The organism is Psychrobacter sp. 16-MNA-CIBAN-0192 (assembly GCF_040309565.1).
Classification (GTDB): Bacteria; Pseudomonadota; Gammaproteobacteria; order Pseudomonadales; family Moraxellaceae; genus Psychrobacter.
The window spans coordinates 1-377 of sequence record NZ_JBEOOX010000057.1; the positions used below are offsets into that span (position 1 = coordinate 1).

General features: G+C 49.9%; 1 protein-coding gene. It reads left to right on the forward strand.

Translation table 11 applies throughout. The features are described from left to right. The coding region (gene lgt, locus AAEY78_RS12340) for a prolipoprotein diacylglyceryl transferase (protein ID WP_352339635.1) at positions 1-377 on the forward strand (377 nt) is incomplete at both ends.

Genomic DNA, 377 nt, shown 5'->3' on the forward strand with positions numbered 1-377 from the left:
TCGCGCTGTCCTTGGGTCCGGTAGAAGTACACTGGTACGGACTGATGTATTTATTGGCCTTTGCCGCGGCGTTCGGTCTAGCATGGTATCGCAGTACCAAACGCGACAGTTGGACCACCGATATGGTCTCTGATTTGGTCTTTTATGGCGCGCTTGGTGTCATTTTAGGTGGTCGGATCGGTTATGTGTTGTTTTATCAGTTCGGCGAGCTGTTGCAAAATCCGGCGTACCTTCTCAAGGTTTGGGAAGGCGGTATGTCATTCCACGGTGGTTTCATCGGCGTGATGCTCGGTATGTGGTTCTTCGCCCGTAAATATAAGAAGACACCTTTTCAAGTCTTTGACTTTATCGTTCCTTGTGTACCGACGGGCTTACTG